This window comes from Gordonia asplenii (assembly GCF_012933505.1).
Classification (GTDB): domain Bacteria; phylum Actinomycetota; class Actinomycetes; order Mycobacteriales; family Mycobacteriaceae; genus Gordonia; species Gordonia asplenii.
Map to the genome: position 1 here is coordinate 298,995 of NZ_JABBNB010000001.1, position 20,507 is coordinate 319,501.

The 20,507-nt window shown below is 65.9% G+C and carries 23 protein-coding genes and 2 pseudogenes; 20 read left to right on the forward strand and 5 right to left on the reverse strand.

What is annotated here, in order from left to right:
- Positions 1 to 10: 10 nt before the first annotated feature.
- Together HH308_RS01325 and HH308_RS01330 are read right to left on the reverse strand one after the other, a co-directional pair.
- Complete coding sequence (locus tag HH308_RS01325; protein WP_170192341.1) at positions 11 to 1,534, reverse strand: AMP-binding protein; 1,524 nt, start codon at positions 1,532 to 1,534, stop codon at positions 11 to 13.
- 178 nt (positions 1,535 to 1,712) lie between these two features.
- Entirely contained in the window at positions 1,713 to 2,465 is a 753-nt protein-coding gene (locus tag HH308_RS01330; protein ID WP_246284062.1) for a metal-dependent transcriptional regulator, read from the reverse strand.
- Positions 2,466 to 2,583: 118 nt separating this feature from the next.
- Here HH308_RS01330 and HH308_RS01335 point away from each other — a divergent pair, with 118 nt between their 5' ends.
- On the forward strand, positions 2,584 to 3,543 hold the full coding sequence (locus HH308_RS01335; RefSeq protein WP_170192342.1) for a bifunctional riboflavin kinase/FAD synthetase: 960 nt from the start codon (positions 2,584 to 2,586) through the stop codon (positions 3,541 to 3,543).
- A 280-nt stretch (positions 3,544 to 3,823) separates the two neighbouring features.
- On the opposite strand, the gene HH308_RS30350 is transcribed toward HH308_RS01335, so the two are convergent.
- Positions 3,824 to 5,221, reverse strand: coding sequence for a DUF2786 domain-containing protein (locus HH308_RS30350; RefSeq protein ID WP_170192343.1), 1,398 nt, complete (start codon positions 5,219 to 5,221; stop codon positions 3,824 to 3,826).
- Between the two features lie 206 nt (positions 5,222 to 5,427).
- Between HH308_RS30350 and rpsO the strand changes: the two genes are divergently transcribed.
- The 14 genes and pseudogenes from rpsO (at position 5,428) to HH308_RS01410 (ending at position 15,444) form a co-directional block, all read left to right on the forward strand.
- Positions 5,428 to 5,697 (forward strand): 30S ribosomal protein S15, encoded by a 270-nt coding sequence (gene rpsO / locus HH308_RS01345; protein ID WP_170192344.1) that lies wholly within the window; start codon positions 5,428 to 5,430, stop codon positions 5,695 to 5,697.
- A 101-nt stretch (positions 5,698 to 5,798) separates the two neighbouring features.
- Positions 5,799 to 6,263 (forward strand): VOC family protein, encoded by a 465-nt coding sequence (locus tag HH308_RS01350; RefSeq protein ID WP_170192345.1) that lies wholly within the window; start codon positions 5,799 to 5,801, stop codon positions 6,261 to 6,263.
- Positions 6,260 to 6,586, forward strand: a complete 327-nt coding sequence (locus HH308_RS01355) for an ArsR/SmtB family transcription factor (RefSeq protein WP_170192346.1) — start codon at positions 6,260 to 6,262, stop codon at positions 6,584 to 6,586. Before HH308_RS01350 ends, HH308_RS01355 begins: the two co-directional genes overlap by 4 nt.
- Positions 6,579 to 7,064, forward strand: coding sequence for an SRPBCC domain-containing protein (locus tag HH308_RS01360; RefSeq protein WP_170192347.1), 486 nt, complete (start codon positions 6,579 to 6,581; stop codon positions 7,062 to 7,064). The genes HH308_RS01355 and HH308_RS01360 overlap by 8 nt, the downstream gene beginning before the upstream one ends.
- Before the next feature lie 467 nt (positions 7,065 to 7,531).
- Positions 7,532 to 9,844, forward strand: a complete 2,313-nt coding sequence (locus HH308_RS01365; protein WP_170192348.1) for a polyribonucleotide nucleotidyltransferase — start codon at positions 7,532 to 7,534, stop codon at positions 9,842 to 9,844.
- Between the two features lie 299 nt (positions 9,845 to 10,143).
- Positions 10,144 to 10,896, forward strand: coding sequence for a 4-hydroxy-tetrahydrodipicolinate reductase (gene dapB, locus HH308_RS01370; RefSeq protein ID WP_170192349.1), 753 nt, complete (start codon positions 10,144 to 10,146; stop codon positions 10,894 to 10,896).
- 8 nt (positions 10,897 to 10,904) lie between these two features.
- Positions 10,905 to 11,408, forward strand: coding sequence for a tetratricopeptide repeat protein (locus HH308_RS01375; protein ID WP_170192350.1), 504 nt, complete (start codon positions 10,905 to 10,907; stop codon positions 11,406 to 11,408).
- 2 nt (positions 11,409 to 11,410) lie between these two features.
- Positions 11,411 to 12,043, forward strand: a complete 633-nt coding sequence (locus HH308_RS01380) for a hypothetical protein (RefSeq protein ID WP_170192351.1) — start codon at positions 11,411 to 11,413, stop codon at positions 12,041 to 12,043.
- Between the two features lie 27 nt (positions 12,044 to 12,070).
- A pseudogene (locus HH308_RS01385) lies at positions 12,071 to 12,286 on the forward strand (flavodoxin family protein); the annotation flags it as partial.
- 47 nt (positions 12,287 to 12,333) lie between these two features.
- A complete protein-coding gene (locus HH308_RS01390) occupies positions 12,334 to 12,861 on the forward strand; it encodes a hypothetical protein (RefSeq protein WP_170192353.1) in 528 nt (175 codons plus the stop codon).
- Complete coding sequence (locus HH308_RS01395; protein ID WP_170192354.1) at positions 12,858 to 13,316, forward strand: flavodoxin family protein; 459 nt, start codon at positions 12,858 to 12,860, stop codon at positions 13,314 to 13,316. The genes HH308_RS01390 and HH308_RS01395 overlap by 4 nt, the downstream gene beginning before the upstream one ends.
- 61 nt (positions 13,317 to 13,377) lie before the next feature.
- On the forward strand, positions 13,378 to 14,394 hold the full coding sequence (locus tag HH308_RS01400) for an AlbA family DNA-binding domain-containing protein (protein ID WP_170192355.1): 1,017 nt from the start codon (positions 13,378 to 13,380) through the stop codon (positions 14,392 to 14,394).
- A gap of 175 nt (positions 14,395 to 14,569) precedes the next feature.
- The gene (locus HH308_RS01405; RefSeq protein ID WP_170192356.1) at positions 14,570 to 15,256 is read left to right on the forward strand and encodes a hypothetical protein; all 687 of its coding nucleotides are present in this window, start codon (positions 14,570 to 14,572) and stop codon (positions 15,254 to 15,256) included.
- Positions 15,253 to 15,444 carry a hypothetical protein gene (locus HH308_RS01410; protein ID WP_170192357.1) on the forward strand — a complete coding sequence of 64 codons (192 nt, stop codon included), beginning with the start codon at positions 15,253 to 15,255 and terminating at the stop codon, positions 15,442 to 15,444. The genes HH308_RS01405 and HH308_RS01410 overlap by 4 nt, the downstream gene beginning before the upstream one ends.
- 1 nt (position 15,445) lies before the next feature.
- On the opposite strand, the gene HH308_RS01415 is transcribed toward HH308_RS01410, so the two are convergent.
- Positions 15,446 to 15,646: a hypothetical protein gene (locus HH308_RS01415; RefSeq protein ID WP_170192358.1), complete on the reverse strand. Its 201-nt coding sequence runs from the start codon at positions 15,644 to 15,646 to the stop codon at positions 15,446 to 15,448.
- 110 nt (positions 15,647 to 15,756) lie between these two features.
- Here HH308_RS01415 and HH308_RS01420 point away from each other — a divergent pair.
- Positions 15,757 to 15,998: pseudogene (locus tag HH308_RS01420) on the forward strand (flavodoxin family protein); the annotation flags it as partial.
- Between the two features lie 56 nt (positions 15,999 to 16,054).
- Here the strand turns inward: HH308_RS01420 and HH308_RS01425 are convergent.
- Positions 16,055 to 16,408, reverse strand: a complete 354-nt coding sequence (locus HH308_RS01425; protein ID WP_170192572.1) for a hypothetical protein — start codon at positions 16,406 to 16,408, stop codon at positions 16,055 to 16,057.
- A gap of 588 nt (positions 16,409 to 16,996) precedes the next feature.
- On the opposite strand from HH308_RS01425, the gene HH308_RS01430 reads away from it, so the two are divergent.
- The 4 genes from HH308_RS01430 to HH308_RS01445 are packed head-to-tail and all read left to right on the forward strand — an operon-like array spanning position 16,997 to position 20,501.
- Complete coding sequence (locus HH308_RS01430; RefSeq protein ID WP_246284064.1) at positions 16,997 to 17,866, forward strand: alpha/beta hydrolase family protein; 870 nt, start codon at positions 16,997 to 16,999, stop codon at positions 17,864 to 17,866.
- A gap of 51 nt (positions 17,867 to 17,917) precedes the next feature.
- Complete coding sequence (locus tag HH308_RS01435) at positions 17,918 to 18,751, forward strand: thymidylate synthase (protein ID WP_170192573.1); 834 nt, start codon at positions 17,918 to 17,920, stop codon at positions 18,749 to 18,751.
- On the forward strand, positions 18,748 to 19,251 hold the full coding sequence (locus tag HH308_RS01440; RefSeq protein ID WP_170192359.1) for a dihydrofolate reductase: 504 nt from the start codon (positions 18,748 to 18,750) through the stop codon (positions 19,249 to 19,251). Before HH308_RS01435 ends, HH308_RS01440 begins: the two co-directional genes overlap by 4 nt.
- Complete coding sequence (locus HH308_RS01445; RefSeq protein ID WP_170192574.1) at positions 19,248 to 20,501, forward strand: winged helix-turn-helix domain-containing protein; 1,254 nt, start codon at positions 19,248 to 19,250, stop codon at positions 20,499 to 20,501. The genes HH308_RS01440 and HH308_RS01445 overlap by 4 nt, the downstream gene beginning before the upstream one ends.
- The last annotated feature ends 6 nt before the right edge of the window (positions 20,502 to 20,507 follow it).

A 20,507-nucleotide genomic window follows, 5' to 3' on the forward strand; every position in this document is an offset into this window, starting at 1 on the left:
CTTTCTGACGTCAGCCGTTGCGGGCCGCACGGTATTCGACGACGGCCGCGAGCAGCGGTTCGGGATCGATCGCGCGTTTGAGGATCTTGCCCGACGGCCCCTTGGGAAGAGCGTCGACGAAGTGCACCGCACGGGGAAGTTTGTACGACGCCAGGCGATCGTTGGCCCAGTCGCGCACCGCGGCGGCGTCGAGAGTGACTCCCGGCGTCGTCGCGATGACCGCGGCGATCTCCTCGCCGTAGTGCTCGTCGGGTACGCCGACCACCGCCACCTCGACTATGTCGGGGTGTTCGTAGAGTGCGTTCTCCACCTCGCTCGGGTACACGTTGTACCCGCCGCGGATGATCAGCTCCTTGGCGCGGTCGACGATGCGCAGGTTGCCCGCCTCGTCGAATTCCCCGATGTCGCCGGTCGACAGCCATCCGTCGGCGTCGATCGTCTCGGCCGTCGCGTCGGGACGATTCCAGTAGCCGCGCATCACGATCGGCCCGCGGATGAATACTTCGCCGCGCTCGCCGGTCGGCACGGGTTGACCGTCGGAGCCGCGGACCTCGACGTCGACCTCCGGTACCGCCGGACCGACGGTGCCGATCGGCGACGGCGTGCCCGGCCGGGAGAACGTGCCGAGCGCGGCGGTCTCGGTGAGGCCGTAGCCCTCGGAGATGTCGCAGCCGAAGCGGCGCTTGAACGCGTTGCTGACTTCCAGCGGCAGAGAGGCGCCGCCGGACACGGCGAGGCGGAGATGGTTGAACGCATCGGCGGGAGTGTCGTCCGGCGCGTGCAGCATGGCGTTCCACATCGTCGGGACACCGCAGACGATGGTCAGCTGATCCTTCACGATGAGGTCGATCATCGACGTCGGGGTGAACATCGGCAGCAGCGATACCGTGGCTCCGGAGTGCAGCCCGGACAGCATGACCGCGGCCTGCCCGAAGACGTGGAACAGCGGGAGCCCGGTACCCACCCGGTCGTCGGCGGTCGACTGCGACAATTGCCCCGAGATACGTGCTGCCGCAGTCAGATTCCCGGTGGTCAGCTCGGCGCCCTTGGGCCGCCCGGTGGTGCCGGAGGTGTAGAGGAGCATGGCGATGTCGGCGTCGTCGAAGTCGTGTACGTCGGTGATCGCGTCCGCGTCGGCAGTCGCCCCCGCTGACAGCGTGAGGAAGTCGATGCCCTTCTCCGAAGCGGCGGTCCGCGCGGCGGACGCCAGGCTCTCCCACGCGATCGCCAGGCGGCAACCGGCGTCGTCGATGAAATACGACAGTTCGGCGGGCGTGCACAGCGGATTGACCGGTACGACGATGGCGCCCGCGGCGTGGATACCGAGGTACCCGACCACGAACTCGGGCAGCGTCGGACCGATGAACAGGATGCGATCTCCCGGCGCGACGCCGCGCGCGGCCAGCATGCCCGCATAGGCTTTCACCTCGCCGACGAGTTGCGCGTAGGTCAGTGATCCCGCGGGCCCGCGCAGGGCCTCGTGGTCGGGAGTGGTTTCGGCGTGTGTGATGATCGGCGCGACCAGGCTGGTCATGGTCGTTTCCTCCCTGTGCGGTGGCGATGTCGACACCGGGCGCAACGGGAGACTCGCCTTTGCGGAGAAGGCGTGATTCATGCTGTTCAGAGCATGTGCTCCGAGGTGAACCTGATGTCAACTTAAACGTAGCAGGGCGTGTTGCGGCTCACAGTCGAATGGTGGGGACCGGTTCGGTTCAGCTCTTATGCGGGTCCAGATAGATGGCGTGGGTGGCGATGTCGCCGAGATCAAGGGTCGTGCCGCCGCTGACTTCGATGCTCGTCGTGCCGGCGAACGGTCGCTTCTCGACGACGGTCAGCACACAGTCGAGCGCCACGCCGACCTCGTCGAAATAGCGCAGCATGTCGGGGTCGGTGTCGGAGATGCGGGCGACGGTGCCCGAGTCGCCGACCGACAGGTCGGCCAGCCGCGTCGCCGACGGCAGGGCCATCGACCCGTCGAGCGCCGGGATGGGATCGCCGTGCGGATCGCGTTCGGGGTGGCCGAGCTTCGAGTCGATACGCGCCATCAGGCGGTCGGAGACCGCATGCTCGAGGATCTCGGCCTCGTCGTGCACTTCGTCCCAGCCGTAGCCGAGTTCGGAGACGAGGAATGTCTCCAGCAGTCGATGCCGCCGGACCATCCCGATGGCCGCGGCGTGCCCAGCGTCGGTGAGGCTGATCGCGCCGTATTTCTCGTGCGAGACAAGTCCCTGATCAGCGAGCTTGCGGATCGATTCGGACGCGGTCGACGCTGAGACGCCGAGCTTCTCGGCGAGCATCTTGGTAGTGACCTTGACCTCGGCCCACTCCTGCGACGTCCAGATCACTTTCAGATAGTCCTGGGTGACCGACGTCAGCGCCTCGACCGAGGCCACCGGAAGGGTGGTGGCGCTCGCGGCGGAGTCGTCGGGGGTGCGTCGCGACGTCGAGCCGGAGCGGTTAGGCATGGATAACAGTCTAGAGGTGTGGGTCGGTGATGTCGTCCCGACACCCGTCTGCGCGGTGAGTCCGGCAACAGTCTCCTCGCGCGGCGGTGGCGAGTGCGGTGCCTGTAAGGTGTGACTCGTGTTGCGTTGGCGAGGGCTCGACGACATTCCCGCGGACTGGGGCAGATGTGTGGTCACCATCGGAGTTTTCGATGGCGTTCACCGCGGCCATGCTCAGCTGATCCACGCGGCGACCGCCGCGGCCAAGGAGCGCGGTATGCCGTCGGTATTGATGACATTCGATCCGCATCCGGCCGAGGTGGTGCGGCCTGGTACCCACCCGCCGCAGCTGACCACGCTGACCCGGCGCGCCGAACTCGCCGAGGAGATGGGCATCGACGTCTTCTGCGTCATGCCGTTCACGCCGGTGCTAGCGGCGCAGGCGCCGAAGGACTTCGTGCACGAGGTGCTCGTCGAACGACTCCACGCCGCCGAGGTCGTCGTCGGCGACAACTTCACCTACGGCCGCAAGGCCGCCGGAACCGTCGACAAACTTCGCGAGTCGGGAACCCGATTCGGCTTTGAGGTGCAAGGGATTTCGCTGTTCGGCGAGCATGCGGTGACCTTCTCGTCGACCTACATTCGCTCCTGCGTCGCCGCGGGCGACGTCGAATCGGCTGCCGAGGCGCTCGGCCGACCGCACCGCGTCGAGGGGGTCGTCGTGCGCGGCGACGGTCGTGGACGCCAATTGGGTTATCCCACAGCCAATGTCGCGCCGCCGATGCATTCGGCGATCCCCGCCGACGGCGTCTATGCGGCCTGGTTCACCGTGCTCGGCGCGGGACCCGTTGTGGGACAGGTGGAACCGGGCGCGCGGTATGAGGCGGCGGTGTCGGTCGGCACCAATCCGACCTTCTCGGGCCGCACCCGCACCGTCGAGGCGTTCGTCCTCGACGCCAGCGCCGACCTCTACGGCCAGCACGTCGCCGTCGACTTCGTCGCCCACATCCGCCCGATGGTGTCCTTCGACAGCGTCGACGACCTGCTGGTCGAGATCGGCAACGACGTCGAGAAGACGCGCACGCTACTCGCCGAGTAGGTCTGTGGGCGTTCGCCGTTCGCGCCGGAAGCTGGTTGAGCCGCGGCCACGGCGCCCTTTCCGCTGGTTGAGCCGCGGCCACGGCGCCCCTTTCCGCTGGTTGAGCCGGGCCCGACGAGCGCAGCGAGACGCGCCCGTGTCGAAACCACGGCGAGACGAGTTGCCAACTGCCGCAAGGTGTGTGGTGCGCTGACGGCGTCGGCGTGGGTGGTTTCGACACGGGCCTTCGCTAGCGCTTCGGCCCGGCTCAACCGGCGGAAGGGACTTCGGTCCGCCGCCGCTAGCTCGCGTCCTCTTCGATGGCGTCGCGGCCGCCGGTGAGGTCAGCGGTGTCGGCGGCCTGCCGCCCCGCGTACCAGCCGAGATCGTTGGTGACCGATGAGCGCACCGAGCGCACATTCGGGAATTGGCGGTCGAACACGTCGGCTATCGCTTCGGCGCGTTCGGCCAGCACCGGCACCAACTCCTTGCCGTACTTGGACGACGCCGCGGCCGCCGCGCGCTCGCGTGCCTCGGCGAGGCGTTCGGAGATCCGATGGGCGTAGGAGATCAAGAAGGAGCGCCGAAAACTCGGGGTACGCGTCTCGCGGTCCACGCCGACCTCGTGCAGCGCGCGGGTCGACTGGACGAGCAACGAGGTGAACAGCAGTTCGCACAGGTTGAGGTCGATCGGCATGCCGACCACCGATGCCAGGCCGACTTCCTTGTGCCACAGCGTCTTTACGCCGTTGTTGATCCCGACTGCGTTGAGCAGTGACAGTTTGGCGTCGGGGTAGGGGGTGGTCAGCAGGATGCGGCGGGTCACCACTTTCGAGCGCGGATCGTCCGACCCGTCGGCGTCGAGCATCGCCGAGTCGATGGTGTACTGCGTCATCAGGTCCTGTGCCTTCGCCGAGAGCGTCTCGGCTTCCTCGGGGAAGTCGGAGGCCTCGGCTTTGGCGAGCAAGCCGCGAATGCGATTGAGAATCTTGGTGTCCGCGGTCCGAGTCGCGGCCGGGTGCGGCGTCGCCCTGCGGCTGGGTCGGGTACCCCATTTCGACGGTACGGTCAGCAGGGCGTCGAGCGTGACGAGGTTTGAGAGCCAACTGAACACCCGCGCGACCGGCTCCCAGCAGTCGAACGGTACGAGGTACTCGGTGGTCATCCAGTGGCGCACCGCCTCGACACCGCGCGGGGCGTCGGCGTCGAGGTGCAAGTCGGTGAGCTGGTCGATCCAAGCCTCGGGGGCATGGGCGTAGGCGGAATGCGCCACCGCGTGCGAGCCGATCGCGAAGATCACGAGTCGCTGCTCGATGGTGCCCAGATCGCGCGCTGCGACATGCATCAGTTCGGCCGGCTGCCAACCGTTTTCGAAGGCGATGCGAGTACTGCTGTCGACGCGTTGACCGAGTGCCGATTCCAGATCGGTCCACTCGAGGAACGCGCTGTGGTCGGCGACTTCGGTGACCGCGCCGCGGAAACGCTTGGCGTCCTTACTCGGTCCGAATCCGAAGATGACGGCGTCGGTCAGGGCGCGGTTGAACTGTGCGGCATGGTCCACGGCATCGAAGCTAGGCGGGGCGTCTGACCGGCTGCGCCGAGCGTCGAATCCCCACGTCGAGGAACCCGACTGGCTGGAATCGCCCCTGGCCTGCTTCTTCTTGCGGGCGTCGCGGCGGTGTTTGCTGTTGCGGCTCACGGTGTCCTCCCAGGGTCGGCGTCGAGTAACGGTACGTCGTAGCTGTGACAACTCCTCCGGTGAGGCCTGTCGTCGCGGTGCCGACCTGTGGACAACTGGATTTGGGTGGCTCCGGTGTGCACTGGTAGTGTCCCTTGACGGTGTTGCTGCAGTCCGCGGCGGCGCACCGGGTGATTGGACGCGGAACTGAAACAAGGAGCACGAGCATGTCGTTGACTGCTGCGCAGAAGAAGGAAATCCTCACCGAGTACGGTCTGCACGAGACCGACACCGGGTCGCCGGAAGCTCAGGTCGCACTGCTGACCAAGCGCATCACCGATCTCACCGAGCACCTCAAGAAGCACAAGCACGACCACCACAGCCGTCGTGGCCTGCTGCTGCTCGTCGGCCGTCGTCGTCGTCTGCTGAAGTACGTCGCCAGCGTCGACATCGAGCGGTACCGCTCGCTGATCGAGCGTCTGGGCCTGCGTCGCTGAGACACTAGATCATTCACACGGCCGCGTCACCGCTTGGTGGCGCGGCCGTGTTGTGTCTGTGGGGCTTGATTTAGTTTCCTCAAAGGGAAATAATTGCCACTATGGATGACAATGTATTCACCTCGGCGGTGTTCTATCGCGACCAGAAGGCGGCGCTCGCCTGGCTGAGTGAGGCATTCGGCTTCGAGACGACCATGGCGATCGAGGGACCGCCCGACTCTCCGGAGATGTCGCACTATGAGATGGCCGCACCGTCGGGCGGCCGGATCATGATCGGCGGACAGTGGGCCGACTGGACGCGCAGCCCCGCCGGGCTCGACGGCGCGAACACCCAGTCCGTGCACGTGATGCTCGCCTCGGGCCTCGACGCGCATTGCGAGCGCGCACGTGCGGCCGGAGCCGTGATCGCGGCCGAGCCGGCCGAGCAGTTCTACGGCGACCGCATCTACCGGGCCATCGATCCGGAGGGGCACTGCTGGACCTTCGCGCAGCACGTCCGCGATGTCACCCGCGCCGAAGCCGAGGCCGCGATCGGGCAACCCATCACGTCATCGACGTGGGAGTGAGCGACGTCGACGCCACCATCGCGGCCCTCGCCGATCCCGTTCGGCGGCGGGTAGTCGAACTCCTCGCGCAGCAGCCGATGCGGCCGAGTGAGTTGGCGCAGGCCGTGGGCGCGAGCACGTCGTCGTTGAGTAAGCACCTGCGTGTGCTGCGGCAGCGGGGGATCGTCGAAGAGACTCATCCGGAGTTCGACGCGCGCGTACGGATCTACACGCTGCGGTCGGCACCCATGGCCGAGCTGCGCTCCTGGCTGGAGACGGCCGAGCGTGGCTGGTCGGCGCAGCTGTCGTCGTTCGCCGACTTCGTGGAGAAGGCCGATGACTGACGGTTCGCGGGTGCTGGTCGCGCTACGCGTGGCGGCCACCGCCGAGCGTGCCTTCACGGCGTTCACCGAACATATCGCGCGCTGGTGGCAACCCAACCTGATCTTCCAGTTCACCCCGGGCCGCACCGGCGTGCTGGCCTTCGAGCCGCTCGGGCCGGGCGGGCGGCTCGTCGAACACTACGACGACGGCACGCAGTTCGTGATCGGGCAGATCAGTGTGTGGGAACCGCCGTCGAGGCTCGTCGTCGGGTGGCGCCAGGCAGGTTTTCCGCCCGACGCCGACACCGAGTTGCACGTCCGTTTCGAACAGTTCGACGCCGAGCCCGTACAGACCCGAGTCACCGTCGAGCACTACGGCTGGGATCGCATTCCAGCGGAAAACGTTGTGCGCCATGGTTTTCCGTTGTCAGTGTTCGCGCTGCGATTCGCCGAGTGGTGGAAAGCCCAGCTCAAGCGGTTGGGGGAGTCGTTGGATTAGACGCCGACGCGGCGTCCGGCGCTGCCGGTCCGTCTGGATCGATCCCGGTCGGGTGACTCCTCGCGTCGACGTGCGCCGTGTGTCCGTCGATTCGTTCGATCGGCTAAGCGTAATCTCGGCGGCACTCGACGGAATACGGTCACTGCCCACGTCAAGTGATAAACTCGCTGCGGAACATCGCCAGTTGCAGATGTCAACGGATGAAGTCGGTGGGTTCGAGTCAGATCGGTCCTCGGTAGTGGCTGCCGGAGCCAAGTGGGTTCCGGCCGCTTCGATCGAAGGCCGTCTGCAACGCAAGCCCGGATGGACGGGCATGCACGCCGACTCTCTGTGCGACCTCTCGCATTCTCGTTATGTCTCCCGACGCTTTGGCGTACCCGAACACGGGTGGCCCGGCGTCGAATTCGTGAAAACATCCGGCGCGCCGACGAGCGGCCCGCCGCACTGAAAGGGAAACCCCTCAACATATGACTACTGAAGTCAACCCCGACGTCGACTACGACGACGACGTCACCGAAGCCACCGCGGTCATCGACAACGGCAGCTTCGGCACCCGCACCATCCGTTTCGAGACCGGTCGCCTCGCCCAGCAGGCCGCCGGTGCCGTCGTCGCCTACCTCGACGAAGAGACCATGATCCTCTCGACGACGTCGGCGTCGAAGGCGCCGAAGGATCACTTCGACTTCTTCCCGCTCACCGTCGACGTCGAAGAGCGCATGTACGCCGCGGGTCGCATCCCCGGATCGTTCTTCCGCCGCGAAGGCCGCCCGTCCACCGACGCGATCCTCACCTGCCGGCTGATCGACCGGCCGCTGCGCCCGTCGTTCGTCGACGGCCTGCGCAACGAGATCCAGGTCATCGAGACCGTCCTCTCGCTTAACCCCAACGACCTCTACGACGTCGTCGCGATCAACGCGGCGTCGGCGTCGACGCAGATCGCGGGCCTGCCGTTCTCCGGTCCGGTCGGCGGTGTGCGCGTCGCACTGATCCCGACCGAGGAGAACAAGGCAGGCCAGTGGGTCGCGTTCCCGACGGTCGAGCAGCTCGAAGGCGCGGTGTTCGACATGGTGGTCGCCGGGCGCATCGTCTCCGGCTCGGGAGCCGACGCCGACGTCGCGATCATGATGGTCGAGGCCGAGGCGACCGAGAACGTGCTCGCCCGCATCGCCGAGGGCGCGCAGGCTCCCACCGAGGCGATCGTCGCCGAGGGTCTCGAAGCCGCCAAGCCGTTCATCGCCGCACTGTGCGAGGCGCAGAAGGAACTGGCCGCCAAGGCGGCCAAGGAGACCGGCGAGTTCCCGCTGTTCCCGCCCTACGCCGACGACGCCTACGCGGCCGTCGAGTCCGCGGCGTCGGAGAAGCTCTCGCAGATCCTCACCATCGCGGGCAAGCAGGAACGCGACAACGCGACCGACGAGCTCAAGGGCGAATTGCTCGATCGGCTCGGCGAGCAGTTCGCCGGTCGTGAGAAGGAGATCGGCGCGGCCTACCGCTCGCTGACCAAGAAACTGGTCCGCAAGCGCATCCTGACCGACCACTTCCGCATCGACGGTCGCGGCATCACCGACATCCGGTCGCTGTCGGCCGAGGTCGCGGTCATCCCGCGCGCTCATGGTTCGGCGCTGTTCGAGCGCGGCGAGACCCAGATCATGGGCGTCACCACACTCGACATGGTCAAGATGGCTCAGCAGGTCGACTCGCTGGGACCCGAGACCTCCAAGCGCTACATGCATCATTACAACTTCCCGCCGTACTCGACCGGTGAGACCGGCCGTGTCGGCTCGCCGAAGCGCCGCGAAATCGGCCACGGCGCGCTCGCCGAGCGGGCTCTCGTTCCGGTGCTGCCCAGCGTCGAAGAGTTCCCGTACGCGATCCGCCAGGTGTCCGAGGCGCTGAGCTCCAACGGTTCGACGTCGATGGGCTCGGTCTGCGCGTCGACCATCTCGCTGCTCAACGCCGGTGTGCCGTTGAAGGCCCCGGTCGCCGGCATCGCGATGGGCCTGGTGTCCGACCAGGTGGATGGCGAGACCCGCTACGTCGCGCTCACCGACATCCTCGGCGCCGAAGACGCCTTCGGCGACATGGACTTCAAGGTCGCCGGCACCAAGGACTTCGTCACCGCGCTGCAGCTCGACACCAAGCTCGACGGCATCCCCTCGAAGGTCCTCGCCGGCGCGCTGAGCCAGGCCCGCGATGCGCGTCTGACCATTCTCGACGTCATGGCCGAGGCCATCGACGAGCCCGACGAGATGAGCCCGTTCGCTCCGCGTATCTCCACGGTGAAGATCCCGGTCGACAAGATCGGCGAGCTGATCGGCCCCAAGGGCAAGACGATCAACGGCATCACCGACGAGACCGGCGCCAACATCTCGATCGAGGACGACGGCACCGTGTTCATCGGCGCGGCCGACGGCCCGTCGGCGCAGGCCGCGATCGACAAGGTCAACGCGATCGCCAACCCGCAGCTGCCCAAGGTCGGCGAGCGGTTCCTGGGCACGGTCGTCAAGACCACCGCCTTCGGCGCGTTCGTGTCGCTGCTGCCGGGTCGCGACGGACTGGTCCACATCTCGAAGTTGGGCCGTGGCAAGCGGATCAACAAGGTCGAAGACGTGGTGAACGTCGGATCCAAGTTGCAGGTCGAGATCGCCGATATCGACGAGCGCGGCAAGATCAGCCTCATCCTCGTCGACGAGGCCAAGGCCGACGCGGCGGCGGACGACGCCGACAAGACCGCCGACGTCTCAGCGGAGGCCAAGGACGAGGCGAAAGCCGACGCCTGATCTGACGCCCGCGGGCTGACATAGAACCAAACCGTTCCCCGTGAGCGGAGCGGATGCTGGGGGAGCATCTGCTCGGCTCACGGGGAACAGTTTTCGGTTATGGCGGGGAACCGGACAGGGCTGCGCTGCGTCTAAGTCGCATGCGGGAAGAATCATCCGCCACCGGAGCTGATCGATTGAGATGGCGGCAGTGATGGTTGCCACGCGGAGCCTGCTGGGGTCGCGCGCACCGCAAGTGGGACAATGGTGGTGCAACCAAACACGGGGCAACACTCACTGGGTCGAAGGAGCGCATCAGCGTGAGCGAAGTAACCACGGTCGGCGTGCTGGGCAGCAACGGCAAGGTCGGGCAGGCGATCGTCGCAGGTGTGCAGGCGGCGTCGGATCTCACCTACAGCGCGGGCGTCGACAAGGGTGACGCACTCACCGACTTCGTCGAGTCCGGCACGCAGGTCGTTGTCGACTTCACCCACCCCGATGTCGTGATGGACAACTTGAAGTTCTTGGTGGACAACGGAATTCACGCCGTCGTCGGAACCACCGGGTTTACCGACGAGCGCCTGGACACGCTGGCCGGCTGGCTGGCCGACGCCCCCGGCGTCGGTGTGCTGATCGCGCCGAACTTCGCGATCGGCGCGGTGCTGAGCATGCGTTTCGCGCAGCAGGCGGCACGGTTCTTCGATTCGGTCGAGGTCATCGAACTGCATCACCCGCACAAGGCCGACGCTCCGTCGGGCACGGCGACCCGCACGGCTGAGTTGATCGCCGCCGCGCGCGCCGAGGCGGGCGTGGGGCCGAGCCCGGATGCGACGTCGATCGCGCTCGACGGCGCCCGCGGCGCACTGGTCGGCGACGTGCACGTGCACTCGGTCCGGCTGGCGGGACTCGTTGCGCACCAAGAGGTTCTGCTCGGCACCCAGGGGGAGACGCTGACGATCCGCCACGATTCGATCGACCGCACCTCGTTCCTCCCGGGCGTGCTGCTGGGGGTCCGCGAGATCGCGGGGCGGCCGGGTCTGACCGTCGGACTCGACGCGCTGATGGATCTGTGAGTACGCGGATGACCGAGCCCACGCCCGCCGGCAAGCAGGGACCTGACCTGACCCGTAAGGATCCTCGCCCGATCGTGTGGATGGTCGGGTTCATCTGCGTGGCGCTCGTGGTCTACCTGGTGCTGTTGGGCAAGCGTGGAATCGATCTGATCTCCGACGGCTCGGCCGCGGGCATCGGTCTGGGCATCGGCGTGCTGATCCTGCCGTTCCTCGGCGCGTGGATGCTGTTCACCACGTTGCAGGCGGGCATCGAGCATCAGAGACTGGCCCGCATCATGAAGGCCGAGGGACGGGAACTCGACGTGTCGAGCCTGCCGCGCCGGGCGTCGGGCCGCATCGAGCACGACGCCGCCGACGAGCTCTTCGCCCAGGTCAAACGGGAGTGGGAGGCGGCTCCCGACGACTGGCACAACTCCTACCGGATCGCCCGCGCCTACGACTATGCCGGTGACCGTAAACGCGCCCGGGAAATGATGACCCGAGCGGTCAAGCAGTACCGCGCATCGAAGTAGCCGTGGATCCGCAGCGACCGGTCTGGTATGCCGCCTATGGCTCAAACCTGTTGCCGGAGCGGTTCTCCAGCTACCTCGGCGGAAGTCCGGCCGACGGCGCGTTCGGTGCCCACCGCCCGGCACCGGATTCGACGCCGCCGCGTCGGTCGCGACGCTCGACGCTGCGTCATCCGATGTTCTTCGCGGGATGGTCGGTGCGGTGGTCCGGGCCGGTGGCGTTCGTCGAATTGACCCCCGTCGTCGACGCCGAGTTTCCCTGCCGGCTGTACTTGGTGTCGGTCGCGCAGCTGATGCACGTGGCGTGCGCGGAGAACCAGGTGGAATCGGTGCGGTTCGACGGCATCGACTCGCTGGAACCGGGCGCTTGGCTGGACCTGTCGATCGATCCCGACGGGGTATCGACGCGCGCGAAATACAATGCGCTGCTTCGACTTCCGGACGTCGACGACGTGCCCGTGTTCACCCTGACGACGGCTCGGGCGCTGACGCGCGGCGAGCCGCCGGCCGCATACGTCGACACGATCCGACGCGGACTGACGTCGTTGGGGCTCTCCGATGACCAAGCGCGTGCGGTACTGGCCGCCGCCGTGCGGTCGACGACGTCGTCCTCGCCTAGCGGCAGGGTGGCAGACTAGACCGCACCCATCGTCGAAAGGCCGTCCATGGCAACGCTTCTGATCGTCCATCACACGCCTTCGCCGCACTGCCAGGCGATGTTCGAGGCGGTCGTGAGCGGCGCGACCGACCCGGAGATCAAGGGCGTCGACGTGGTGCGTCGCGCGGCGCTGTCGGTGTCGACGAGCGATTTCCTCGACGCGGACGGCTACGTGCTGGGGACCCCGGCCAACCTCGGATCGATCTCCGGTGCTCTCAAGCATTTGAGTTGCGATAACCCCGCTATTAGGTGTTCTTGGAGGTCAGCGGCATGAAGGTTCCGAGCACGGTCACCGGATTGTGGGGTGAGGCGATTGTCGTTCAAGATCTACGGAACCAGGGATGGCGCGTCGACTGGGATGGCGGGCTAACTCGCGGTCGTGACCTCAGAGCAACGCTCGGCGACCGCACAGTGCATGTACAGGTGAAGACGACAACTTCAGGCGATGGGCGCATTGCGTGGGCTGCCGATGGGGCACGCGCCCGCGATTGGTCGGCGTCGGTGGAGATAGAGGGAGCCCAGGCGATCTATGCCCTTGTGTACTTGCCGGACGCCGCCGATGTGGACTTCGACCTCGAATCTGGAGTGATGACAATCCAACTACCACGGAACCACAAGGTCGCATTCGTCCCCGCTGAGCAGTTCGCGGATGATGTCGACGTAGCGAGGGCAGAGTACGGCTCGCGGGTACGGAAGGTTCGCGGGAGAAACGGCGAGGCCGTGGGTACACCGCTCTCACCGGACGGGCTGCGGTACCCGGTGTGCGCCTTCGACTACGACTTCGGGCGGGCGCTATGAGACGTCTTTTGATCATCCACCACACGCCCTCGCCGCACTGCCAGGCGATGTTCGAGGCGGTGGTGAGTGGCGCGACCGACCCCGAGATCGAGGGCGTCGAGGTGGTGCGCCGTGCGGCCCTGTCGGTGTCCACGAGCGACTTCCTCAATGCGGACGGGTATGTGCTCGGTAGCCCAGCGAACCTCGGGTCGATTTCTGGTGCTCTCAAGCACGGGTTCGACTGTTCCTATTACCAGATCCTCGACTCGACGCGGGGCCGCCCGTTCGGGCTCTACCTGCACGGCAATGAGGGCACCGAAGGCGCGGAGAACGCCGTCGATCGGATCACCGCCGGGCTCGGCTGGGAGAAGGCCGCCGAGTACGTGATCGCGTCGAACAAGCCAGACAAGGCGGTGCTGGAGCGGTGCTGGGAGCTGGGCGCGACGGTCGCCGCCGGTCTGATGGAGGACGTGTAAACGGATGGCCAATGGGAAAGATCGGTCTGGCGGTACGCGCCGCCCGCTTCGCTTCTCAGGAGTGAGCGAAGAAGCTCGCGAACTGCTCGACACTGAGGGTGAGTCAGGACGTTTCGAATTCAAGCGAGACGCCGCAGCCGTTAAGGCGACGGTCCTAGTTGCAGCAGCGAACTGGGTCGCCAGCGATCGTGCACGCGAGATGGTGACTCTGCTCGTCGGCGTTGATGAGGTTGAAGACGCCACCACGGGACTTGCGAGGGGGCAGATACGTGGCCTGCCCGACCTGCATCAGTCGATTGAGAGGATTCAGAACGTCGTCGGCGATACCCTGCCAACCCCAGTAGACGTGACGTTCATCGAAGAGGGCACCAAGACCGACACTCCGTTCCTTCGGCTTGAGATTCGTCCCACCTACGCCCCGCACTTCGACTCCAGTGGTCGGAGGGTCACGCGCAACAACGCCTCCACGCGCCCGCTGTCGGACGAAGAGATGCTGGACATCTATCTCAACCGCGAGTCGATCAAGTTCGAGGAGCGGTTCAGCGCGATAGTTGATGAAGTGACTCAGCGTGTCGTTGCACTATCAGCACAGCTCGAAGAAGTCGCAGACCGGATTGACCACGCGTCGAGTGCGGCTTGGGAGGCTGCGAGCAACGCCGACGAGTCGAGGACGCTCGCGGAGCGGTTGGATTACGACATTCAGTCTGTTCTCGAAAAGGTCGAGAACCCTATGCCCTCGAACGTCAGGTGCTTTTTCGAACTGCGCGAAAAGCGACAGACGGTTTGGCGTCGATATTCTTACGACGTGGCGCTGCGGCCCACGAAAGCGACGCCGAAACTTACCGCGAGGCTGAGAGCTGTTCTCGCCGAGCCGATTGACCCCGAGATCTGGGCTGCCAATCGGGCGGAGACAGAGCTGTGGGAAGAGGTTCTTAAAGAGCGAGGTGATCGGGGCTCGATGGCTCAGTGGTCGAGGGCAGTTCGCAAGCGTGAGGAGTTCCAGCTCGACATGGCACCTCAACTGGACGACATCATCGGCCAACTGACAAGGGAAGCGGAGGACATCAGGAACGACTGAGAGATAACCTCGCGCAGTCCATCGGTGCCTACGGGCTGACACCCTTGGCCCGTATCGTCGCCCGTGGGTGCCGAGGCCATCCATCGTCACCTTCCACACCTGGTGCCCGATCTCCCGCCAGGGGCGGTGTGTCATTTCTGGCCAATCTGTCAGAGCGCGTCGATACAGTTCGACGGTGACGATGAACGCTGACCACGCCCTGGAAGTCTGCCGAGACCGAGTAGCCCGCGCCGCCGAGATTCGCTCCGCGATCGGGTCGATATGGAACGAGTACATCGAGCAGGTTCCACGTCGGTTCGTGTTGAAACCGGGCCGCGACGATGACCACCGGGTCGTCGCTGTTGAGACCTTCGAGCAAATGCCGGTTCGTCTGAGCACGTTGTTCGGTGAGTGGCTGTACGAGCTGCGCGCAGCGCTCGACGGTGCGGTCTACTTCATGGCCGTGCGTGACAGCGGTCAGAACCCGCCGCCAAATGAGCGCGGGTTGATGTTCCCAACGCTCACCGACGCTGCGAAGTACGACACCAAGGACTTCCGAGGGAAGCTGAAAGCGCTGTCAGACAACAGCTACGCGCTCCTGCGTGTCGTCCAGCCGTTTAACGCGCAACCTGACCACCTCGGCAACGTCTTGTGGTGGCTCGACGAGTTGGCGCGGATCGACAGGCACCGCTACGGGCATGCCCTCGCTGCACACGCTGACCACATCAGGGTCGGGGTGTCGTCTCCGTTGGAGATGGTCGAGAGCTACTTACCTCCGAACCCAGCGGGTCCGATCGTTGTCGATGAGACACAGCCCGTGCGGATTATTGAGGTCAGGGCCCCTCGGGGTGGGACGACGTGGAGTTTCAGCAGCACCTCGTGATTGACGATGGCTGGTCGAGTTTCATCGACGTGCCTGAGTGGAAGTCGCGGACAGCAGCGCCGCTGCGCGGGTTGTCGCTCGACAAACGCATGTGCGCATGCGAGATCTTCGTCCTCGACGACATCATCGGCCCCTTGTTGACGGGAACAGCGACGCTGCCCGGCCCGAACGACGAGGGTGTAGCGTAGCTCAAGCCCTCACACCCGCTGGGTAATGCTGAAGGTGCCCGGCGTCGCACCGCTGCGGATATTGGCGAGTGCGTGCGCGCGCGCGGGCGCTCGGGTCGACTGCGGGCAGGAACAGCACCTTGTCGACGTCGGTCTGGGACACCTTGCCGTTGGTGTAGAGCTGGTGTGCCAGGCCGGTGATCGAGCCCCTACAGCTCGCCACCAGTCTGGGTACCTGCCCGCTGTGGTCGCCCGCGTCGCGGATAGCGCGGGCGTCGAAGGTGTTTCGGTCGAGCTGGAGGCGCAGACCGCGCGAGAGAGTTTACGACAAATAGGCATGCCTTCGACAGTTCCTATTACCAGATCCTCGACTCGACGCGGGGCCGCCCGTACGGGTTGTACCTGAATGGGAACGAAGGCACCGAAGGTGCCGAGAGCGCCATCGACCGCATCACCGCCGGCTCGGCTGGGAGAAGGCCGCCGAGTACGTCATCGCGTCGAACAAACCGGATAATGCCGTGCTGGAGGCGTGCTGGGAGCTGGGCGCGACGGTGGCGGCGCAACTCATGCAATAGCTCATCCAGAGGAGCGCGCTACGGCGCGTTGTGGCCTGATTCCGAGTGTCAATTCATCATTGCCACCGCAGACCGCTGGAGGTTTCTCGACAAGTGGCGCGACCGTCGGTTTTCTTGACGAACGCGCGGTCACCGAGCCTTACGCACCGGTCACCGAGCGCGACCTTCGGTTTGTAGGTTTCGGCCTTGCTCTGCCACGAGCCATAAAGACCGATGGGGGAGCAGAACAGCGTGCCGTCCGCTGAGTCCATTCCGTACTCGTGTTCATAGCAAGGGCCACCTTCGCGCTGGACCGAGGCCGGTGAGGCGGCAGCGACGCCGATTCCGGACAGCGAGAATCCGACAGCGATGAGGGCTAGACTTGCAAGCTTCTTCAACTGTGACTCCTGATAGGTGACGAGCACGACCATCTGATTCAACACGACAGTCGATGCCGACGGTGTAGTACGAATGGGGCAAAATTCCCACCTCGCAACCAGTAGCTGTTGACCGGCCGGGCAGGTGTACTAAGAGCCCTCGCCCCAAGTCCCAACCGGTCTGATGTGGCGAATTGTCAACGCGCAGTCCACATTGTGAAATCCTCCCGTTGCCGGGGCGTCGCGCCGGAGACAGCTTTACCATCCGGGTATGTCCGACTCGCGCTGACCGGGAGATAAGAGCATGTCCAAAACGATCTACCTGGCGAACGAAGAGTTCGACGGTCAGTTCAGCCGTACCATGCAGGCGGCCACGGTCGGTATGGCCGACCTGGGTGAGGCGTATACGACCGCACGCGCCGTCGGTAACCGCTACGACCCGCAGCGTTGGCAGCAGGCGTGGACTGAACGTGCCGACGCGACCCGTGCCCTCGCCGACGCGGCCCGCCGCGACGGACACCTCACCACCGCGTGCGACGCCTATCTGCGCGCGTGCGAATACTACCGGCAGTCCTACTTCTACCTGCGACCGCGACTCGACGACGAGCAATTGATGCAGGGTTACCCCGCGCGCACGTCGCCATGTTTGCGACCGCGGCCGAACTTCTCCCGCACACGGCGCACCCGGTGCGGGCCGACGTTGCCGAGATTCCCTACCGAGACGAGCAGGGCGAGACGACGATTCACGGCTGGCTGTTCGCCCCGGCCGCCGCACCCGACGGCCCGCGCCCCACTATCGTCTCGCCCGCCGGCTACGACTCGACCGCGGAAAGCGGCTGGGTGTACAGCATGGGGGCCGTGGCGCGCGGGTACACGGTGCTGTCGGTCGAAGGGCCAGGTCAGGGCAAGAGCCTTTACGTCGACCGCCGGTATTTCCGTCCCGACTACGAGGTGGCGGCCACGCAGATCCTGGACTGGGCGTTGAGCCGCGACGACGTCGACGACAATGCCGTGGTCATGGTCGGGCGGTCGTTCGCCGGCTATCTCGCGCCGCGCGCGGTGGCCCACGATGATCGTTGGGCCGGGCTGGTCTGTGATCCGGCCCAACCCGACATGGGCGCGAAACTTCCGTCGGGCGCCGCCGGAACGGTGGCGGCACCGCTGATGACGGCACTGGCGAAGGCCAGCCGGGAGAAGGCCGACTTCTTCGGCGCGAGGATGGCCGCGCATGGAACCACGAGCATCGCCGAGTACTTCGCCGAACTGCCGAAGTACTCGATGCTGGACTCCGCGGCTGCCATCAGGTGTCCTACCTTGATCGTCGAATGCCCCGGCGATCCGGTCGGTGGCGGCGGACGAGCGCTGCTGGAGGTGATGGCGCCGGGGATAGCCGAGTACCGCGAGTTCGACGCGGGAAGCGGGATCGACGGACATATCGGCGGCCTCGGCCAGCGGCCCTGGGAGGAAGCGGTATTCGACTGGGTCGACGCCACGATCGCCGGCGCGGGCTGATCACACTGATATGAATCTACATCACTACACTTGACACCCGTGAGTGCAGCAATGACGTCGCAATCCGGAGCGGTCGATCGGCCCGACGCCGTTCCGACGCCGTATGAAGACCTCTTGCGGCTGGTCTTGGAGACCGGCACCGCCAAGGCGGATCGCACCGGCACCGGTACTCGCAGCATCTTCGGACATCAGCTCCGCTACGACCTCGCGCAGGGATTTCCGCTGATCACGACGAAGAAGGTGCATCTCAAGTCGATCATCTACGAGTTGCTGTGGTTCCTGCGCGGCGACTCGAACGTCCGCTGGCTGCAGGAGCGCGGCGTCACGATCTGGGACGAGTGGGCGAGCCCGGAAGGTGACCTCGGCCCGGTGTACGGGGTCCAGTGGCGCAGCTGGCCGACACCGTCGGGCGAGCACATCGATCAGATCGCCGCGGCGCTGGACATGCTGAGGACCAATCCGGACTCGCGGCGCAACATCGTCTCGGCGTGGAACGTCGGCGAGATCCCGCAGATGGCGTTGCCGCCCTGCCACGCGTTCTTCCAGTTCTACGTCGCCGACGGCAAACTGTCGTGTCAGCTCTATCAGCGTTCGGCCGATCTGTTCCTCGGTGTTCCGTTCAACATCGCGTCGTACGCCCTGCTGACGCACATGATGGCGCAACAGGCCGGCCTCGACGTCGGCGACTTCATCTGGACCGGCGGTGACTGCCACATCTACGACAACCACGTCGAGCAGGTGCGGCTGCAACTCGGGAGGCAGCCCTTCGCCTATCCGAAACTCGAACTGCGCAAACGCGATTCGATCTCCGACTACGAATTCGACGACATCACCATCGTCGACTATCAGTCGCATCCGGCAATCAAGGCGCCGGTGGCCGTGTGAGCGAGGCTGCGACGGTCCGGCTCGTCTGGGCGCAGGATCTCAACGGGGGCATCGGCAAGGCTGCGCGCATCCCGTGGCGCGTTCCCGAGGACATGGCCCGGTTCAAGGAACTCACCATCGGCCACCCGGTCGTCATGGGGCGAAAGACGTGGGAGTCGTTGCCGCCTAAGTTCCGTCCGCTGCCCGGCAGACGCAACATCGTCGTCACTCGGGACCGGTCGTGGACGGCCGACGGCGCCGAGGTGGCGTACAGCGTCGACGACGCCGTGCGACACTGCGACGATTCGTTGGTCTCCGTCATCGGCGGCGGTGAGATCTACCGGGCCGCAATGGATCTGGCGACCGAACTGCTGGTCACCGAGGTGGATACGGCGGTCGAGGGCGCCGATGCGCACGCACCGAGGATCGGCGACGAGTGGATCGCCGACGTCGGACCGTGGCGGACGTCGACCGCGCAGGGGCTCGGGTACCGCTTCGTCGATTATCGGCGGCGCGCATAGTGGCTCGCCCGCGCGACCTGTCGGCGTCGCAAGCGCGTCGAATCGCCCTCGCCGCACAGGGTTTCGGAGGTGCGGGATCGCCGTCGACGCCGACGCGCACCGACCTCAAACGCGTCGTCCGGCATACCAGACTGCTGCAGATGGACTCGGTCAACATCTTGGCCCGGGCGCACTACATGCCGATGTACAGCCGCGTCGGGCCGTACGACACCACTATTCTTCAACGCGCAGCGTGGAATTCGAGCGCCCGGCCGCCGCGACTCCTGGTCGAGTACTGGGCGCACGAGGCCGCGCTGATCCCCGTCGAGGACTGGCCGCTGTTCGGCTGGCGGATGAACGAATTCCGCGACGGACGCTATCGGTACACCAGAGATGTGATGCGCCGCAACAAATCTCAGGCCAACGACGTCGTCGCCGTGATCACCGAGCGAGGTGCGACGACGCCCCGCGAGATCGAAGAGGTGCTCGGCATCGAGCGGTCGGCGCATCAGCGCGGCAGCTGGTGGAACCGCGGTGAGGTGAAGCATCTCTGCGAGGCCCTGTTCGCCGCGGGCGTGCTGTCGGCGATCCGCAATGACCACTTCGTCCGGCACTACGACCTCGCCGACCGCGTCGTCGGGGATGCGGTCGGCGTCGCCGTCGACCGGCGAGACGCGCACCGCGAGTTGGTGTCTCGTGCGGCGAGCGCGCACGGCATCGCCACGATCGCCGACCTCGCCGACTATTACCGGCTCAAGGCCGCCGACGTGCGGTCGGTCGTCGGAGATCTCATCGACTCGGGGGAGATCACCGCGGTCGCGGTCCACGGCTGGGCGGATCCCGCGTACCTGCATCGCGATGCGAAGATTCCGCGGGCCGTCGATCGGGCCGCGTTGCTGTCGCCGTTCGACCCGCTGATCTTCTTCCGGCCGCGCACCGAACGACTCTTCGACTTTCATTACCGCATCGAGATCTATGTCCCCGAACACAAACGCGTCCACGGCTACTATGTGCTGCCGTTCCTGATGGGGGAGTCCGTCGTCGCTCGCGTCGACCTCAAGGCCGACCGCAAAGGGGCTGTCCTGCAGGTGCTCTCGTCACATCTCGAGCCGGGATTCGACGCCGGCGACGTTACCGAGGCACTGGCCGCAGAGTTGTCGAGGATGGCCCGCTGGCGCGGGCTCGGTGTCGTCGACGTGCATCGGAAAGGGGATCTCGCGGCACCCTTGCGTCGGGCTGTCGCGAATCTTCAAGACGTCGCCGTCGGGTGATTCCTA

Excerpts from the sequence above, each read along its gene's own strand:
- rpsO (WP_170192344.1), top strand. The coding sequence starts at position 5,428 with ATGTCGTTGACTGCTGCGCAGAAGAAGGAAATCCTCACCGAGTACGGT.
- HH308_RS01360 (WP_170192347.1), top strand. The coding sequence starts at position 6,579 with ATGACTGACGGTTCGCGGGTGCTGGTCGCGCTACGCGTGGCGGCCACC.
- HH308_RS01325 (WP_170192341.1), bottom strand. The coding sequence starts at position 1,534 with ATGACCAGCCTGGTCGCGCCGATCATCACACACGCCGAAACCACTCCC.
- HH308_RS01350 (WP_170192345.1), top strand. The coding sequence starts at position 5,799 with ATGGATGACAATGTATTCACCTCGGCGGTGTTCTATCGCGACCAGAAG.
- HH308_RS01375 (WP_170192350.1), top strand. The coding sequence starts at position 10,905 with ATGACCGAGCCCACGCCCGCCGGCAAGCAGGGACCTGACCTGACCCGT.
- HH308_RS01330 (WP_246284062.1), bottom strand. The coding sequence starts at position 2,465 with ATGCCTAACCGCTCCGGCTCGACGTCGCGACGCACCCCCGACGACTCC.
- HH308_RS01435 (WP_170192573.1), top strand. The coding sequence starts at position 17,918 with ATGACGTCGCAATCCGGAGCGGTCGATCGGCCCGACGCCGTTCCGACG.
- HH308_RS01430 (WP_246284064.1), top strand. The coding sequence starts at position 16,997 with ATGTTTGCGACCGCGGCCGAACTTCTCCCGCACACGGCGCACCCGGTG.
- HH308_RS01395 (WP_170192354.1), top strand. The coding sequence starts at position 12,858 with ATGAGACGTCTTTTGATCATCCACCACACGCCCTCGCCGCACTGCCAG.
- HH308_RS01365 (WP_170192348.1), top strand. The coding sequence starts at position 7,532 with ATGACTACTGAAGTCAACCCCGACGTCGACTACGACGACGACGTCACC.
- HH308_RS01425 (WP_170192572.1), bottom strand. The coding sequence starts at position 16,408 with ATGGTCGTGCTCGTCACCTATCAGGAGTCACAGTTGAAGAAGCTTGCA.
- HH308_RS01390 (WP_170192353.1), top strand. The coding sequence starts at position 12,334 with ATGAAGGTTCCGAGCACGGTCACCGGATTGTGGGGTGAGGCGATTGTC.